This window comes from Streptomyces sp. 4F14, assembly GCF_048159485.1.
Lineage (GTDB): Bacteria > Actinomycetota > Actinomycetes > Streptomycetales > Streptomycetaceae > Streptomyces.
The window spans coordinates 1-449 of sequence record NZ_JBLRVY010000130.1 but is presented as its reverse complement, the minus strand read 5'-3'; the positions used below and the strand labels follow the sequence as shown (position 1 = coordinate 449).

At 69.9% G+C, this 449-nt stretch carries 1 protein-coding gene; it reads left to right on the top strand.

The genetic code is table 11. The annotated features are described in order from the left end of the window. Window positions 1-152 precede the first annotated feature (152 nt). Window positions 153-362, top strand: a complete 210-nt coding sequence (locus tag ACLZOT_RS49970; protein WP_416975981.1) for a hypothetical protein — start codon at window positions 153-155, stop codon at window positions 360-362. Window positions 363-449: the final 87 nt, after the last annotated feature.

Here is a 449-nt window from a genome sequence, read left to right as displayed (position 1 = left end):
GGACCAGGGCCACCTCGTGGAGAGCGGCTCCCACCAGGAACTCATGGCCCGGCGCGATTCCCAGTACCGGCGCATGTACCTGATGCAGGCCCAGCAGTACGGCACCACCGCACCGCTGGTCCTGCCGTCTCCCTCGGCCAACGGCGAATCGCATGCCCCCAGCACCCCCGACTGACACCGACCGCCCCACAGACACCGCGCGCCCGACTGCGCGGCGGCCCAGCAAGTGGGCCACCGACCCGCTGTGGAGCACGCTTCGCGACCTGCTGGGCTGCCTAGGCGTGATCGCGGTCGGCCTCGCCATCACCACCATCGTCACCCTCCTCACCGCCCCCTTCCCCGACCCCAGGATCCATCCGTGACCGACATCCCGCCCCGACTCGTCATCGGCACCCGCGACTCCGACCTGGCCATGGTCCAAGCAGCTCACGTCGCCGACCTACTCAAAC